Origin of the sequence: Streptomyces violaceus, from assembly GCF_036014075.1 — a bacterium.
Classification (GTDB): domain Bacteria; phylum Actinomycetota; class Actinomycetes; order Streptomycetales; family Streptomycetaceae; genus Streptomyces; species Streptomyces violaceus.
This window is the reverse complement of record NZ_CP107911.1, coordinates 5,068,645-5,083,085: the sequence shown is the minus strand read 5'-3', so window position 1 is coordinate 5,083,085 and position 14,441 is coordinate 5,068,645. Positions and strand designations below refer to the sequence as shown.

Here is a 14,441-nt window from a genome sequence, read left to right as displayed (position 1 = left end):
CATGGTTGCCCGGAGGAAAGTGGCCGTCGTCGGCGTGGCCCTCTCGGACTGCGGCCGCGTGGACGACGCGACCCCGTACGCCCTGCACGCCCAGGCCGCCCGCCGCGCCCTGGCCGACGCCGGCCTGAACCGTTCCCTGGTCGACGGCTTCGCCTCGGCGGGCCTCGGCACACTGGCGCCGATCGAGGTCGCCGAGTATCTGGGCCTGCGCCCCACCTGGGTCGACTCCACCTCCGTCGGCGGCTCCACCTGGGAGGTCATGGCGGCCCACGCGGCGGACGCGATCGCGGCCGGGCACGCGCGCGTGGTGCTGCTGGCCTACGGCTCGACGGCCCGTGCGGACGTGCGGGCCGGCCGCCGCACCGGGACGTTGTCCTTCGGCACCCGCGGCCCCCTGCAGTTCGAGGCCCCCTACGGCCACACCCTGATCGCCAAGTACGCCATGGCCGCCCGCCGCCACATGATCGAGTACGGCACGACGATCGAGCAGCTCGCGCAGGTGGCGGTTCAGGCCAGGGCCAACGCGGCCCTGAACCCGGAGGCGATGTTCCGCACCCCCGTCACGGTCGACGACGTCCTGGCCGGTCCGATGATCGCGGACCCCTTCACCAAGCTGCACTGCTGCGTCCGTTCCGACGGCGGGGCGGCGGTACTGCTGGCGGCGGAGGAGTACGTACGGGACTGCCGTACGGCGCCGGTGTGGGTGCTGGGGAGCGGGGAGCACATCAGCCACTCCGCGATGTCCGAGTGGCCGGACTTCACGGTGTCGCCGGCGGCGGTGAGCGGACGGCTGGCCTTCGAACGGGCGGGCGTACGGCCCTCGGAGATCGACTTCGCCGAGATCTACGACGCGTTCACCTACATGACCCTGGTGACGCTGGAGGACCTCGGTTTCTGCGGGAAGGGCGAGGGCGGGGCGTTCGTGGAGAAGGGCAGGCTGCGGGTCGAGGGCGGGGAGCTGCCGGTGAACACCGACGGGGGCGGGCTGTCCGCCCAGCACCCGGGGATGCGGGGTCTGTTCCTGCTGGTGGAGGCGGTACGGCAGCTGCGGGGCGAGTGCGGCGACCGACAGGTGCGGCGCGTCGACGGCTCCCTGCCGCGACTGACGGTGGCGTCCGGGACGGGGGGCTGGTTCTGCTCGTCGGGGACGGTGGTGCTGGGGGCGGGGTGAAGGGACGCGGGCGCGGGGCGGTGGCGCGGGGGGCGGGGTGAAGGGACGCGGGCGCGGGGCGGTGGCGCGGGGGGGGCGGGGTGAGGGGACACGGGCGCCGGGCCGTGGCGTGGGGGCGGGGTGAAGGAACACGGGCGCCGGGCCGTGGCATGGGGGCGGGGTGAAGGAAGACGGGCGCCGGGCCGTGGCGCGGGGGCGGGGTGAAGGAACACGGGCGCCGGGGCCGGTGTTGGGTTCGTGAGAAGGATCTGAGCGAGCCGCTGGAGGAGACCCGGAATGGCCCTGACCCGCGAAGAGCGCGAACAGTTCCTGGCCGAGCCGCACATCGCCGCACTGGCGGTCGACGCCGGGGCGGGCCGTGCCCCGCTCACGGTGCCGATCTGGTACCAGTACGAGCCCGGTGGCGACATCTGGATCATGACCGGCCTCGACTCCCGCAAGAACGAGCTGATCAGCGCGGCGGGCCGGTTCTCGCTGATGGTAGACCGGCTCGAACCCACGATCCGGTACGTGTCGGTCGAGGGCCCGGTCGTCGATACGGCCCCCGCGACCCTGGACCAGCTCCGGGAGGTCTCCGCGCGCTACCTCCCGGCGGACAAGGTCGACGGCTATGTCGACTTCGCCTGGAAGAACCACGGAGAGCAGCTGGTGCTGCGCATGCGGCCGGAGCGGTGGGTGTCGTCGGACCTCGGACAGGTGTGACGGGAGCCCTCGGGTGACAATCGGCCCATGGCACCCGATCTTCACGAGCTGCTGAGGTCACTGCGGGTCTGGGACCCGCAGTCCACGCACCTGCCCCCCTTCGACCCGAGCGCCGCACCCGCCACCCCGCTGCCGCTCTTCACCGAGTGGTTCGCGGCGGCGGTGGCGGCCGGGCAGACCGAGCCGCACACCGTGTCCTTGGCGACCTCGGACGAGTCCGGCCTGCCCGACGTACGGATCGTCATGCTGCACGGCGCGGACGAGACCGGCTGGTCCTTCGCGTCCCACGCCGGCAGCCGCAAAGGCCGGCACCTCGCCGCCCGCCCGTACGCCGCGCTCGGCTTCTACTGGCCGGTGCTGGGCCGCCAGGTCCGGGTACGCGGCCCGGTGACGGCCGCCCCGTCCGCCGACGCCCAGGGCGACCTGCACGCCCGCTCGACGGGGGCTCTGGCAGCCGCGCTGACCGGCCGCCAGAGCGAGGTCATGGACTCGGTGGAGGAGCTGACCCGGGCATCCGAGGCGGCATGGGAACGGGCCCGCAGCGAGCCGGAGGCTCCCGTACCGTCCTGGACCCTCTACCGGCTGCGGCCTGAGGAGGTGGAGTTCTTCCAGGGCGACGGGGAGCGGCGGCACGTTCGGCTGCGCTACCGGCGCGGCGACGGGGAGGGGTGGGTGCGGGAGCTGCTCTGGCCGTGAGGGGGGCAGGTCAACTACCCGGCGCTGAAGCGCCAGGCTTGCGCGACGGGCACCACTGGCGGTGATGCTGCGTTCGCGTTCAGCCCCGCCCCGCTGGCGCGGTGGTGAGGCGGGGAGGACCCCGAGCGGGCACGGCGCCGTGCCGTGCGCCGACGCCGCGGGGCCTGGCTTGCCGGCTGCCGCCGACTCCACCGCCGCACCCTCGGCTACTCATGCACCACCGCCGCCTCACCCACGAAGCCACCCCCAACTGGCGTGACAGCTAAGCCAAATGAAACGGACAAGCAAGAATCAAACGCTCACTTATCGCAATCCACCAGCCTGTGACCATCGACGCCCGACGCCTCACCGGCGCATGACTGCACCCAGGCGATGCAGCTGGGGAAGGTGCCCAGGCCCGCCATGCGGCACCGCTTCAAGCTGCGTGGCTCGGAGGCGCCGGGCGCCCGTCGGCCGTGAGGTGAACGCGTGACGAAACTGAGCCTAGTTCCCGCAAGAGCAGTGAAGAAACCAGGCAGATCGGCCGCGTGTTCTTCGAATTGCCGGGCACGAGGAGCAACGGAGGTTGATAACTATGGTTCCCCTGCTTCTCGTCCTGCTTCTGGCTCTGATTCTCTTCGGCGCGGGATTCGCGCTGAAGGCACTGTGGTGGATCGCCGTCATCGTGCTGGTCGTCTGGCTGCTGGGCTTCGTGATGCGCAGTGCGGACACAGGCGGCCGCAAGGGCCGCTGGTATCGCTGGTAACCCACCACACAGCAGCCGGCCTGTGGGCCCCAGGAACTCCCGGGGCCCACAGGCAAGCCCGGGTCATAGAAGCCATCCCGTCCACTCGTCCGCGTAGCGGTGTGCGGCTTCTCCTGTGAGACCGAGCTGCAGCGAGCGGTGAGGAAGCGGTTGCAGGTGCAGGTCACGTTCCGGGTCCCACTGGACTCGAGCTGGAGACCGCTTCAACTGGCGTTTCCAGGTTGCGCGGTCAGGATGCAGGCCGTGCTCATAGTGGGCCAGGCAGGCATGTTCCAGTGCCCAGTCGAAGCCTTCACGGGTGATCTCGATGGCGAGGACAGTTTCCTGGCCGTCCTTGGAGCCCCATCCGCAGCGGTACATCATCCAGAGGAAGGAGGGCTTGATCCGCACCGTTCGATGCGCGCCATCGAATTAGCGGCACACGTGGCAGTCGAGCCTTCGGAACCAGATGAGCGTGCCGGCGATGCTCGTCAGTGCCCGGCCCGAAGCCTACGGCGACGAAGACTGCGCCCTGTGGCAGCTGCCGTTGCCTGGGCGTTCTTCGCAGGCAGCCAAGGTCGCCCCATACCTCCGTGGTTCCTTCGGGCGACAGACTCGGGCTGCCGTCGGGGCGAACGGTTGCGACGAATCCCAGCCCCTGAACCCTAACGGTCCTGCGCATGGCGTCGTCCAAATGCATTGCTACCCCACTTCCCGCAGTACGTCGTGGTCTCCCCGCGCGTGGTCCCCCTTGTCGGACCGGCCTTGGCCTTGTTCGTTCCGGCTGTGGTGTCGCTCAACGGGCACCTCCTTGATCGTCAGACCAGCCGTCCGTCAGGTGCTCCCCGCGCCGACTGCCTGCTAGCCAGGTGATGGCGTCAAGGTCCCGACCTGGCCACAGCGACCGCCCACATGATGTAGAGGACGTTCACCACCAGCCGGGCCCCCGCGCCCACCGGTCGCTCCAGTAACCGGGGCCGGTCTGGCCGGACGCGTCGCAGCGCGTCCACGTGGGACACCAGATAGCAAGTGACGAGGACTGCCGCGGACAGGCTCCCCGCCACCCGGGTGCGCGGAACCAGCACCAGCACACCCACCACGATCTCTGCCGCCCCGCTGGCGGCCACGAGGAGCCGTGGCCGGCGGAGCCACGCGGGTACCAGCGTGCGGAAGTAGTCCGGGGCCAGAAAGTGCATGATTCCCGTGGCGACGAGAAAGACCGCCAGCCCGGCAGCAGCGATAACCTCCATGGCACGATGCTCCGTTCACCCCGCGCATGGGCGCTTGAACAAAACGATCGCCGCGTCGTTTGCGCTTCCGCAGGCGAGGCGACGATGTTCGCCGAGTCCCACCCGTTCCGTGTCGGCTCACACGGTCTGCCGGCATGGAAAGTCGTGCTGCCGCTCGGCGGCCACGCCGGAATCCGCCGGCCGGGACAGCCGGCCCTGGCTGCTCCTGGACTGATCGTCCCGCCCCAGCTGGCCCACGCTTGCGCGGTGACCTCTTCCTACGTCGCCCTGTTCGTCGACGCCTGGCTGCTGCCGTCCCGGCCCGAGCCGATCCTGCTCGGTGTAAACGAGGTCCGCCGCCTGCTGGCGGCGCTCGGCAGCACCGGTTCCGACGGACCCGACACCGGCGTGGACCTGGCCGCCGGATACGCAGAACTGCGGGCACTCGCCGGACGCCCAGCCTCACTCGATCCGCGGGTCGCCCACGCTGTCCGCCTGTGCACGTCGTGTGATCCGGACATGCCCCTTGCCTCGGTCGCCGAGGAAGTCGGTCTGTCGGCCCCGCGGATGCGCGCCCTGGTCGGGCGGGACGTGGGCATCACGCTCACCCGCCTGCGCCGCTGGGGCCGCCTCCGTATCGCGATCACCAGCTTGCCGGGCCAGACCGCCGCCCTCGCTGCAGCAACCGCGGGCTTTGCCGATCAGGCTCACCTCACCCGTACCGCCCGGGACTTCACCGGGCGTACGCCTTCGTCTCTGCGGTGCGCTGCACCACCTCCCGAGAGCTACCTTGCCGACCTGCACCTGCGCGGTGCTGTCTGGATCCGCACCCTCCAGCCCGCGCCGTGATCACGACTCCGCACAGGTCCTAGGGCTGAAGCCCTGGGGTTCCTCGCAAGAGCAGGCTGAAGTCGTACACCTCGAAGTCCGCCACCGCCCGGTACCCGATCCGCTGATACAGCCCGTTGCTGGTCGGGTTCGCCAGGTCCGTGAAGAGCAGCACCTCCTGTGCGCCGGAGGCGAGGGCGGTGCGGCTGATCTCGGCCGTGGCCGCGCCCGCGTAGCCGCGGCCGCGGAGGTGAGGTGGAGTGTAGACGGGGGCGACGCGGATCTGGCCGGCGATCCGAGGGGTCCTGCCGGCCATGGCGACGGGCGTGCCGTCCGGGGCCTCCCAGAAGGTGATGCCGCCCTGTTCGATGCGGGCGTCCGCCCACTCGCCGGCGTCCCGGGCGATGCCCATGCCGATGGCCTCGGTGAACTCAGCGTGCCAGCGGATGAGTTGGGCGCGGTCCGCCTCGACTGCGATCCGGGGCCCGCCGGGCGGTGCGGGGTCGGGCACGGTCAGGGTGCCGAGCCGGTAGAGCCGCTGGCGCTGACGGAGGGTGGCCGTGGCGCCCGTGTGCCGCTGCCAGGCCTCGGTGAAGGCGGCGGCGGTGTCGCGGTCGGCGTTCACGCCGGGCAGACGCTGCCCGACAGCGGCCAGCCGCGCCGCGAGGGCGTCGGCCTCCTCGGAGGTGAGGGCGGTGACGTTCAGCCAGTGGGGCGGAGTGCGGAAGAACGACGCCCGGACGGCTCCGTCCCGCTCCAGCACGCCGAACTCCGGCACCCCGTCGCCGTAGACGTGCCGTCCGCGTGTGCGCAGCGTCTCCGTTACGGTCAACGGGAGGGTGTGCAGCGCCGGTTGGGAGCGGAGGAAGGTGCCCGCGCGGGCGAGGAAGTCGTCGAGGTCCTGAGTGAGATGCCAGTCGTCGGTGCGCATGCCCCATGGTGGCGCCCGGGCCCCTGACGGCACCTCCGAATTACGCCCCCGGCCCTCGCCCCGTGTCGGCCTCCGCCTCCGCCGGCGCCTCGGCTTCCGCTTCCGGTTGCGCTTCCGCTTCCGGTTGCGGATCCGTCGCCAGCCGCGCGTGCAGGTGGGCGTCCCGGAACGCGTCGTGCCGGCCTTCCTTGAAGATCGCCCCGCGCAGGGTTCCCTCGTACGCGAAACCGCACCGCTCGGCTATCCGGCACGACACGTCGTGACCGACCGCGTGGTCCAGCTCCACCCGGTGCAGGCCGAGTTCGGCGAAGGCCCAGCGGGCGGCGAGCAGCAGGGCCCGGGTGGCGACGCCCTGGCCGCGGGCCTCGGGGAGCACCCAATAGCCGACGCGGGCGACCTTCAGGTGGTACTTGATCTCGTTGACGCCGATGTGCCCCAGGGGCGTATCACTGCGCGCGTCCGCGACCCGGAACGACACCGACGTGCCCTCCACGGCACTCTGCGCCCGCGCGAGCAGCGACTCCCGGGCGCTCGCCCGGTCCGTGACCAGCCTCAGCGGGGTGTTCCAGCGCCGGAACTCCGGGTCCCGCATGCCGCGCAGCCACGTCTCGACGTCGGCGCCGGACGTGGCGTCCCAGGGGCGAAGACGGAGGCCGTGGCCGTGGAGTTCGGGGAGAGCAGTCGGGGACTGGTCGCGTATGGGGGCCATGGGGACATTCAAGCCCCTGGGGAGGGAGGGGTCACCTCACTTGCCAGCGCAGGACGTGATCCGGAACACCGGGATCCCCTCCGGGAACACCACCTCCAGGTCCGCCCCGGCGGACAGTTCCCCCTCGGGCAGTCCTCTCTCCCCCACCACCTCCGTCATCATCCGCGGCCCCTCGGCCAGGTCGACCACGGCGGCGACGTACGGTGTGCGTTCCGCGAAGGGCGGCAGGTCGTTGCGGTGGACGACGGACCAGGTGTAGAGGGTGGCCCGGCCGCTCGCGGCCTCCCAGGTGACGTCCTCGCTCCAGCAGCGGGGGCAGAACTCGCGCGGGTAGTGGTGGGCCCGTCCGCAGGCACGGCAGCGGCGGATCAGCAGCCGGCCCTCGGCCGCCGCGTCCCAGTACGTCCGGGTGAAGGCGTCGGGTTCGGGCAGGTCGAGACGCCCGGTCATCAGAACAGCCCCAGCGCGCTGTCCAGCGACCACGTCTGCCAGGACATCCCGAACAGCCCGACCACCGACATCAGCGCCATCATCGAGTTCTGCCCCTGCTCGGCGACGTCATGGATCATGAGCGTGAGGTAGAGGGCGTTGAGGAGGAACCCCCCGACCAGGGCGACCGGGGTGAGGAAGCCGGTGATCAGGCCCAGGCCCAGGGCGAGTTCCGCGTAGACGACGACGTACGCCATCACGCGCGGGTGGGGTGCGACGACCGTGCCGAAGCCCGAACGGACGGCTTTCCAGCGGTGCTCGGCGGCTATCCCGGCCGCCCACTTGATGCCGGTGCCCCGTTCGAACCAGGCCTTGCGGTCCTTGTGCCGCCAGCTCTCCAGCCACCACAGCCCGAGCCCGATCCGCAGTACGGCCAGCCACTCCGCCCCGCTGAGCCAGATCGTGTCCATGCTATCTGACGGTACGTCAGATATTGGGATCCGCAAGACCCCGCGGGTCCCCAGGACCCAGGCGGGCCCGCAGGATCCCGCGAAGGTCCGGCAGCGCCCCACCCCTCAAGACCGCGACTCACGATCCCCCTCGTCCCCATCGGAGACCGCACCCCGCACCCCGTCAGGAACGATCACGAGCCCGCCACAACCGGGCCCGCTACGCCACGAGCCCCACCCCCTCCCCCTACAGCCGTGATCAATCCGCAACCAATTCCGGTCTTGACCGAGACCCATCAAGCGGGCTCGTGGTTACGCTCCCGCTCATGGCCGACTCCACGCCCTCCCCACACTCCTCCGCGCCCCCCACACCGGACCGCCCCGTCTACGTCATCGGCGGCGGCCCCGGCGGACTCGCCGCCGCGTACGCGCTGCGCGCCCGGGGCATACGGGCCGTCGTCCTGGAGAAGTCCGACCGTGTCGGGGCGTCCTGGCGCCGCCACTACGACCGGCTGCACCTGCACACCACCCGCCGCCTGTCGGCCCTGCCCGGGCTGCCGATGCCGCGCCGGTTCGGGCGGTGGGTGTCCCGGGACAACGTGGTGCGGTACCTGGAGAAGTACGCCGAGCACCACCGCCTGGAGATCGTCACCGGCGTCGAGGTGTCCCGGATCGAGCGCGCACCCGACGGCACGGGCTGGCTGCTGCACGCCACCGGCGGACGGGAGCTGACCGGCTCCGCGGTGGTCGTGGCGACCGGCTACAACCACACCCCGCGCCTGCCGGACTGGCCCGGCCGCGAGGCCTTCACCGGCGAGTTCCTGCACGCCGGGGAGTACCGCGACGGCGCCCCCTACGCCGGCCGGGACGTCCTCGTCGTCGGCATCGGGAACACCGGTGCCGAGATCGCCGTGGACCTGGTGGAGAGCGGCGCCTCACGGGTCCGGCTGGCCGTGCGCACCGTGCCGCACATCATGCGCCGTTCGACCGCCGGCTGGGCCGCCCAGTACAGCGGTGTCCTCGTACGCCATCTGCCGGTCGGGCTCGTCGACCGGATCAGCCGGGTGCAGGCCAAGGTGGCGATCCCCGACCTGTCGGCGCACGGACTGCCACGCCCCGACACCGGGCTGTACACCCGGGTGAAGCAGGGCGCGATCCCGGTGCAGGACGTCGGCCTGATCGACGCCGTGCGCAAGGGCAAGGTCGAGATCGTGGCCGCCGTGGAGTCCTTCGAGGGCGACGGCAAGATCGTGCTGGCCGACGGCACCCGGCTCTCCCCGGACGCCGTGATCGCCGCCACCGGGTACGTCCGCGCTCTGGAGGGCCTGGTCGGCCACCTCGATGTGCTCGACGCCCGCGGCAAACCGGTCGTGCACGGCACCCGCAGCCCGAAGACCGCCCCCGGCCTGTACTTCACCGGCTTCACCAACCCGATCAGCGGCAACCTGCGCGAGCTGGCGCTCGACGCGGTGCGCATCGCCAAGGCCATCGCACGGGACACCTCGGGGAGGGTGTCCCGGCTGCCGGGCTGAGGGTCACCGGCCCCCATCTCCAGGCCCCCGCTCGCCGACTTTCCTGCACAGCCATTCCTGACATCGCGTCAGTTCAGTAATCTGACAGTGCGTCAGTTAGCGGCTGTCTCACAGGAGCGGGCGGAAACGATGCTTGGATCGACCCACGGCACCCTCACCACCGACTCCCGCCGGGCCCGGGCCATCGCCTGTGGCGAACGGCCCGGGCCCGCCGTGCACGGCAGGCCGGCCCAGGAGGGCGACCTCGACGTCAGCGGGCGCCCGCTGCACGCCGACGTACCCGATCTGGACCATTTCTTCCGGCCCCGGTCCGTCGCCGTGATCGGCGCCTCGGACGCCGAGGGGCGCCCCCACACCGGCGTGACCCGCCAACTGGCCGACTGGGCCGAGCGTGTCGGGGCCCGGCTGTACCCGGTGCATCCGAGCCGCCCGTCCGTCTTCGGCCTCCCTTGCTCCCCTTCCGTCGCCGACCTGCCCGAGCAGGTCGACCTGGCGGTGGTACTCGTCGGCGACCCGCTCCCCGCGATCGAGGAACTGGCCGAGGCCAAGGCGCGGTTCGCGGTCGTCTTCGCCTCCGGGTTCGCGGAGACCGGCCCCGAGGGTGAGGCCGCCCAGCGGCGACTCGCCGCCGCGGTGGAACGCTCCGGGGTGCGCCTGCTGGGCCCCAACACCAACCTCAACGCCTTCGAGCACTTCCGCGACGACCTCGAGGGCCCCGCGATCGCCCTGATCACCCAGTCCGGCCACCAGGGCCGCCCCGTCTTCGCCCTCCAGGAACTCGGCATCCGCCTCTCCCACTGGGCGCCCACCGGCAACGAGGCCGACCTGGAGACCGCGGACTTCCTCTCCTACTTCGCCGAACAGCCCGAGATCGGCGCCATCGCCTGCTACCTGGAAGGCCTGAAGGACGGCCGCTCCTTCCTCCTCGCCGCCGACCGGGCCGCCCGGCGCGGAGTCCCGGTCGTCGCCGTCAAGGTGGGCCGTACCGAGACCGGCGCCCGCACGGCCGCCTCCCACACCGGCAAACTGACCGGCGCGGACGCGGTGGTGGACGCGGCACTGCGTCAGTACGGCGTGATCCGCGTCGACGGCCTCGACGAACTCCAGGACACCGCGGCCCTGTTGGCCCGGGCCAGGCCGCCGCGCGCGGACGGCGTCGTCGTCTACTCGATCTCGGGCGGCACGGGCGCCCACGTCGCGGACCTGGCGACCGAGGCGGGCCTGAGGCTGCCGGTCCTGTCCGAGGCCAGACAGGCCGAGCTGCACCAGTGGATACCTGGGTACCTGAGCGTCGCCAACCCCGTCGACAACGGCGGGCATCCGGTCGGGGACTCGCGCGGCCGGAAGATCATCGACGCGATCCTCGACGATCCCGAGGTCGGGGTGCTGATCTGCCCGATCACCGGCCCCTTCCCACCACTCAGCGACCGATTGGTACGGGACTTGGTGGACGCCGCCGAGCAGACGGACAAGCTGGTGTGCGTCGTATGGGGATCGCCGGTCGGCACGGAGCCGGCCTATCGCGAGGTCCTGCTCGGCTCCTCCCGCGTGGCCACGTTCCGCACGGTCGGCAACTGCCTCACCGCCGTCCGCGCCTACCTCGCCCACCACCGCTTCACGACCGCCTACCGCTCCCCCTTCGACGAGGCCCCGCGCACCCCCTCGCCGTCCTACCGCAAGGCGCAGGCCCTGATGCGCCCCGGTGAGCAACTCAGCGAGCACGCGGCGAAGCAGCTGCTGCGGGCGTACGGCATCCGCGTACCGCGCGAGCAGTTGGTGACCAGCGCGGCGGCGGCCGTCCGGGCCGCCGGCCTGGTGGGCTACCCGGTGGTGATGAAGGCCTCGGGCGCCCGCATCGCCCACAAGACGGAGCTGGGCCTGGTGAAGATCGGCCTGACCTCGGCGAGCCAGGTCCGCGACGCCTACCGGGAGCTGACCGACATCGCCCGCTACGAGGATGTCTCCCTGGACGGCGTACTGGTCTGCCAGATGGTCGAACAGGGCGTCGAGATGGTCGTGGGCGTCACCCACGACGACCTGTTCGGCCCGACCGTGACCGTCGGGCTCGGCGGGGTGCTGGTCGAGGTCCTGCGCGACACCGCCGTAGGAGTACCGCCCTTCGGGGAGGAGCAGGCGCGGGACATGCTCGCCGGGCTGCGCGGACGGGCCCTGCTCGACGGAGTCCGGGGCCGCCCGCCGGCCGATCTGGACGCCCTGGTCGAGGTCGTCCTGCGTGTGCAGCGCATGGCACTGGAACTCGGGGACCAGGTGGCGGAGCTGGACATCAACCCGCTGATGGTGCTGCCGCAGGGGCAGGGCGCGGTGGCGCTGGACGCGCTGGCGGTGTGCCGCTGATGCCGGCTGTGCTGCACGCGACAGCGGGCCAGGTCCTCTCCATCACCTTGAACCGGCCCGAGACGCTCAACGCCCTCACGCCGGACCAGCGGGACGAGGTCGTCCAGCTCCTGTCGAAGGCGTCCGGGACGGCCGGTGTCCGAGCGGTGGTGATCACGGGAACGGGCCGTGGCTTCTGCGCGGGCGCGGACCTGCGAGGCGCCGCCGGCACGGACGAACGCGGCGTCGGCGATGTCGCCCGCACCCTCCGCACCGGCGCCCAGCGCCTGATCGCCGCCGTCCTGGACTGCGAGAAGCCGGTGATCGCGGCGGTGAACGGCACGGCGGCCGGTCTCGGGGCCCATCTGGCGCTCGCCTGCGATCTAGTCCTGGCGGCGGAGTCGGCCAGGTTCATCGAGGTGTTCGTACGGCGAGGACTGGTCCCCGACGGCGGCGGCGCGTACCTGCTCCCCCGCCTCGTCGGCCCGCAGCGGGCGAAGGAGCTGATGTTCTTCGGCGACGCGCTCACGGCGACGGACGCCGAACGCCTCGGCCTGGTCAACCGGGTCGTGCCGGACGGGGAGCTGGAGAAGACGGCCCGTGCGTGGGCCGAACGCCTCGCCGCCGGCCCGACCCGGGCCCTGGCCCTGACCAAGCAGCTCGTCAACGCGTCCCTGGACACCGACAGGGCGACCGGCTTCGCCGCCGAGGCCGCGGCGCAGGAGATCAACATGACGACGGCGGACGCGCAGGAGGGGGTACGGAGCTTCGTGGAGCGGCGGAAGGCGACGTACAAGGGCCACTGAAGGCTTCCAATCTGACGTACAGTCAGCTTCAATCGTGAGCGTGATGGGACAAGCAGGGATGGCGGAAGCCGCCGTCCGCTACCTCAGGTCGACCCGCACCCCGGCCCCGCGGCCCGTGGAAACGCTGCCGCGCCCGGAGCTGCGCTGCGTGGGCGAGAACGAGCGCGCTCCTGTGGACCGGCAGGAATTCCGCCGCGTCCTGGGCCGCTTCGCGACGGGCGTGACGGTCGTGACGGCACCCCCCGCCACTCCCGACGCCGCCCCCGCCGGCTTCGCCTGCCAGTCCTTCAGCTCCCTCTCCCTCGACCCGCCGCTCGTGGCCTTCATGGTCGGCCGCACGTCGGCGACCTGGCCGCGCATCGCCCGCGCGGGCGTCTTCTGCGTCAACGTCCTGGGCGCCGGCCAGGGCGAGGTGTGCCGCTCCTTCGCGGTGAGCGGCGCGGACAAGTTCACGGGCGTGGCGTACGACGCGGCCCCGGTGTCCGGCTCACCGCGCCTGTCGGGCGCGGTCGCCTGGATCGACTGCGCGATCCACGCCGTCCACACCGGCGGCGACCACCTGATCGTGGTCGGCCGCGTGAACGCCCTCGGCACGGACGCCGACGACCCGGACGGACCGCTGCTGTTCCACCGAGGGCGCTTCGCGCGGTTGACGGAGGACTAGCGGTTGACGGAGGACTGGGCGGAGGGCTGGACGACGGTCAGCCGCCACAGCGAGGTGACCTCGGCGGCCCGTACGGCGTGCAGCGGATCGTCCGTTTCCCGCACACGGGCATGGCGCGGACTGGTGTCCATCCGGCCGGCCACCCGCAGCCCCGCACTCTCCACGGCGGTCATCAGCTGTTCCCGGCTGCGCAGCCCGAGCCGCTCGGCCAGGTCGGACAGCACGAGCCAGCCCTCACCGCCGGGTTCCAGCCGCCCGGCGAGCCCGCTCAGGAAGCTCTGGAGCATGCCGCCGCCCGCGTCGTAGACGCCGAGGTCGAGGTCGGAGGCGGGACGGCCGGGAATCCAGGGCGGGTTGCAGACGACCAGGTCGGCGCGGCCGTCGGGATACAGCTCGGGCCCGGTCACCCGGACCACCCCCGTGAGCCCCAGCCGCCCCGCGTTGTCCCGCGCACACGCCCGGGCCCGCGCACTGACGTCGGTCGCCACGACCTGCCCGACGCCACGCCGGGCCAGCACGGCGGCCAGCACGCCGGTTCCGGTGCCCAGGTCGAACGCGACGCGTACCTCACCGCCGCGCGGCAGCGGGGCCTGGGCGACGAGATCGACGTATTCGCTCCGGGTGGGCGCGAACACGCCATAGTGCGGGTGAACCAGCGCTTCCAGCGCCGGGACGTACACACCCTTCTCCCGCCACTGCCGGGCACTGATCACACCCAGCAGCTCGGAGAGGGCGACGGCCACGGGCCCGTCGAACGCCCCGTACGCCTCGGCGACCGCCCGACGCACATCGGGAGCCCGACGGAGGTCCAGTCCGTGATCCGCGTCCAGCAGAACCAGCAGCTTGCCGAGCACACGCGCACGGTGGGCACGAAACCGCCGTTGCAGCCGAAAGGTCTCAGCCGGCGTGTCCGCCGCACCGGGCGCGGTACTCCCGACGCGGCGGTCCATGGCACGCAGCAACTGCCGCGCGTTGTGAAAATCCCCGCGCCACAACAACGCGGTGCCCTCACAGGCCAGCCGGTAGGCGACGGCGGCCCGCATACGGTCGTCGGCGACGACGACCCGGCGGGGCAGGGGCAGCCCGGACTCGGAATGCCAGCGGGCGGAACGGGGATGAGTCTCGGTCCAGTGGATCGTGGACACGGCATACTCCTCGGAAGATCGGGCGTGAACGAGCGTGCTGAGTCACGACGTCCACGTCGCCGAGGACCATGCCGAGTGTCATCAACGGACCT

The 14,441-nt window shown here is 71.9% G+C and carries 15 protein-coding genes and 1 pseudogene; 9 read left to right on the top strand and 7 right to left on the bottom strand.

Annotated features, from left to right (window positions below):
- Position 1 precedes the first annotated feature (1 nt).
- The 4 genes from OG542_RS23030 to OG542_RS23015 all read left to right on the top strand — a co-directional run bounded on the left by OG542_RS23030 (position 2) and on the right by OG542_RS23015 (position 3,314).
- A complete protein-coding gene (locus OG542_RS23030) occupies positions 2–1,171 on the top strand; it encodes a thiolase C-terminal domain-containing protein (protein WP_328413481.1) in 1,170 nt (389 codons plus the stop codon).
- Between the two features lie 276 nt (positions 1,172–1,447).
- Positions 1,448–1,873, top strand: coding sequence for a pyridoxamine 5'-phosphate oxidase family protein (locus OG542_RS23025; RefSeq protein WP_328413480.1), 426 nt, complete (start codon positions 1,448–1,450; stop codon positions 1,871–1,873).
- Between the two features lie 27 nt (positions 1,874–1,900).
- Entirely contained in the window at positions 1,901–2,569 is a 669-nt protein-coding gene (locus OG542_RS23020) for a pyridoxine/pyridoxamine 5'-phosphate oxidase (protein WP_328413479.1), read from the top strand.
- 574 nt (positions 2,570–3,143) lie between these two features.
- Positions 3,144–3,314: a DUF5670 family protein gene (locus OG542_RS23015; protein WP_030933194.1), complete on the top strand. Its 171-nt coding sequence runs from the start codon at positions 3,144–3,146 to the stop codon at positions 3,312–3,314.
- Between the two features lie 78 nt (positions 3,315–3,392).
- Here the strand turns inward: OG542_RS23015 and OG542_RS23010 are convergent.
- Positions 3,393–3,710: pseudogene (locus OG542_RS23010) on the bottom strand (DUF4291 family protein); the annotation flags it as partial.
- A 461-nt stretch (positions 3,711–4,171) separates the two neighbouring features.
- Positions 4,172–4,543 (bottom strand): DoxX family protein, encoded by a 372-nt coding sequence (locus OG542_RS23005; protein WP_328413478.1) that lies wholly within the window; start codon positions 4,541–4,543, stop codon positions 4,172–4,174.
- Positions 4,544–4,789: 246 nt separating this feature from the next.
- Between OG542_RS23005 and OG542_RS23000 the strand changes: the two genes are divergently transcribed.
- Complete coding sequence (locus OG542_RS23000; RefSeq protein WP_328413477.1) at positions 4,790–5,371, top strand: helix-turn-helix domain-containing protein; 582 nt, start codon at positions 4,790–4,792, stop codon at positions 5,369–5,371.
- A 19-nt stretch (positions 5,372–5,390) separates the two neighbouring features.
- Here OG542_RS23000 and OG542_RS22995 read toward each other — a convergent pair whose 3' ends face one another.
- The 4 genes from OG542_RS22995 to OG542_RS22980 are packed head-to-tail and all read right to left on the bottom strand — an operon-like array spanning position 5,391 to position 7,889.
- Positions 5,391–6,281, bottom strand: a complete 891-nt coding sequence (locus OG542_RS22995; RefSeq protein WP_328413476.1) for a GNAT family N-acetyltransferase — start codon at positions 6,279–6,281, stop codon at positions 5,391–5,393.
- 40 nt (positions 6,282–6,321) lie between these two features.
- A complete protein-coding gene (locus OG542_RS22990; RefSeq protein WP_328413475.1) occupies positions 6,322–6,990 on the bottom strand; it encodes a GNAT family N-acetyltransferase in 669 nt (222 codons plus the stop codon).
- A 36-nt stretch (positions 6,991–7,026) separates the two neighbouring features.
- Complete coding sequence (locus OG542_RS22985; protein ID WP_328413474.1) at positions 7,027–7,440, bottom strand: Zn-ribbon domain-containing OB-fold protein; 414 nt, start codon at positions 7,438–7,440, stop codon at positions 7,027–7,029.
- On the bottom strand, positions 7,440–7,889 hold the full coding sequence (locus OG542_RS22980) for a DoxX family protein (protein WP_328413473.1): 450 nt from the start codon (positions 7,887–7,889) through the stop codon (positions 7,440–7,442). The genes OG542_RS22985 and OG542_RS22980 overlap by 1 nt, the downstream gene beginning before the upstream one ends.
- 305 nt (positions 7,890–8,194) lie before the next feature.
- On the opposite strand from OG542_RS22980, the gene OG542_RS22975 reads away from it, so the two are divergent.
- The 4 genes from OG542_RS22975 (at position 8,195) to OG542_RS22960 (ending at position 13,204) form a co-directional block, all read left to right on the top strand.
- A complete protein-coding gene (locus OG542_RS22975) occupies positions 8,195–9,400 on the top strand; it encodes a flavin-containing monooxygenase (protein WP_328413472.1) in 1,206 nt (401 codons plus the stop codon).
- Positions 9,401–9,529: 129 nt separating this feature from the next.
- Complete coding sequence (locus tag OG542_RS22970) at positions 9,530–11,755, top strand: acetate--CoA ligase family protein (protein WP_328413470.1); 2,226 nt, start codon at positions 9,530–9,532, stop codon at positions 11,753–11,755.
- The gene (locus OG542_RS22965) at positions 11,755–12,540 is read left to right on the top strand and encodes an enoyl-CoA hydratase/isomerase family protein (protein WP_328413468.1); all 786 of its coding nucleotides are present in this window, start codon (positions 11,755–11,757) and stop codon (positions 12,538–12,540) included. Before OG542_RS22970 ends, OG542_RS22965 begins: the two co-directional genes overlap by 1 nt.
- Positions 12,541–12,583: 43 nt before the next feature.
- Positions 12,584–13,204, top strand: coding sequence for a flavin reductase family protein (locus OG542_RS22960; protein WP_311126277.1), 621 nt, complete (start codon positions 12,584–12,586; stop codon positions 13,202–13,204).
- Here the strand turns inward: OG542_RS22960 and OG542_RS22955 are convergent.
- A complete protein-coding gene (locus OG542_RS22955; protein ID WP_328413465.1) occupies positions 13,201–14,349 on the bottom strand; it encodes a class I SAM-dependent methyltransferase in 1,149 nt (382 codons plus the stop codon). The two genes, OG542_RS22960 and OG542_RS22955, sit on opposite strands and share 4 nt — an antisense overlap.
- Between the last annotated feature and the right edge of the window lie 92 nt (positions 14,350–14,441).

Coding starts and splice junctions, on each gene's coding strand:
- OG542_RS23025 (WP_328413480.1), top strand. CDS start 1,448: ATGGCCCTGACCCGCGAAGAGCGCGAACAGTTCCTGGCCGAGCCGCAC.
- OG542_RS23020 (WP_328413479.1), top strand. CDS start 1,901: ATGGCACCCGATCTTCACGAGCTGCTGAGGTCACTGCGGGTCTGGGAC.
- OG542_RS22965 (WP_328413468.1), top strand. CDS start 11,755: ATGCCGGCTGTGCTGCACGCGACAGCGGGCCAGGTCCTCTCCATCACC.
- OG542_RS23030 (WP_328413481.1), top strand. CDS start 2: ATGGTTGCCCGGAGGAAAGTGGCCGTCGTCGGCGTGGCCCTCTCGGAC.
- OG542_RS22985 (WP_328413474.1), bottom strand. CDS start 7,440: ATGACCGGGCGTCTCGACCTGCCCGAACCCGACGCCTTCACCCGGACG.
- OG542_RS22980 (WP_328413473.1), bottom strand. CDS start 7,889: ATGGACACGATCTGGCTCAGCGGGGCGGAGTGGCTGGCCGTACTGCGG.
- OG542_RS22990 (WP_328413475.1), bottom strand. CDS start 6,990: ATGGCCCCCATACGCGACCAGTCCCCGACTGCTCTCCCCGAACTCCAC.
- OG542_RS22970 (WP_328413470.1), top strand. CDS start 9,530: ATGCTTGGATCGACCCACGGCACCCTCACCACCGACTCCCGCCGGGCC.
- OG542_RS22995 (WP_328413476.1), bottom strand. CDS start 6,281: ATGCGCACCGACGACTGGCATCTCACTCAGGACCTCGACGACTTCCTC.
- OG542_RS22960 (WP_311126277.1), top strand. CDS start 12,584: ATGGGACAAGCAGGGATGGCGGAAGCCGCCGTCCGCTACCTCAGGTCG.
- OG542_RS23015 (WP_030933194.1), top strand. CDS start 3,144: ATGGTTCCCCTGCTTCTCGTCCTGCTTCTGGCTCTGATTCTCTTCGGC.
- OG542_RS22975 (WP_328413472.1), top strand. CDS start 8,195: ATGGCCGACTCCACGCCCTCCCCACACTCCTCCGCGCCCCCCACACCG.
- OG542_RS23005 (WP_328413478.1), bottom strand. CDS start 4,543: ATGGAGGTTATCGCTGCTGCCGGGCTGGCGGTCTTTCTCGTCGCCACG.